Origin of the sequence: Pseudoalteromonas sp. RB2-MNA-CIBAN-0110, from assembly GCF_040309305.1 — a bacterium.
Lineage (GTDB): Bacteria > Pseudomonadota > Gammaproteobacteria > Enterobacterales > Alteromonadaceae > Pseudoalteromonas > Pseudoalteromonas arctica.
In genome coordinates this window covers 1-274 of sequence record NZ_JBEOOQ010000173.1, presented here as the reverse complement: position 1 = coordinate 274, position 274 = coordinate 1, and the positions used below count along the sequence as shown (strand labels likewise).

Below are 274 nucleotides of genomic sequence, written 5' to 3'. Positions count from 1 at the left end.
ACCTAAATTAAACCTCGCCAAATAGCCATTTAACATTAATCGTCGTTGCCACGAGGAACAGTGTAACTTCCACACTCACCATTATCTAAATCAATAAAGGTAATAGGCTGCTCACTCTCCATAGTATTAATGTAATTTTTAATAAACGGAATAACAAACAGCTGTCTAAGCCTATCGTCACACATGAACTCTGTTGAATTTGTGCTCGTCACGTTATAGTCGTCCGACATATCATTGCGTATTAATAGCGGATTGTTCTCAGGCTTTTTAAGCC

Annotated in this window: 1 protein-coding gene; it reads right to left on the bottom strand. The window is 38.0% G+C overall.

Annotated features, from left to right (window positions below; translation table 11 throughout):
* Positions 1 to 35: 35 nt before the first annotated feature.
* On the bottom strand, positions 36 to 274 hold a 239-nt coding region (locus AAEY68_RS21050; protein WP_350586827.1), incomplete at its 5' end, for a hypothetical protein.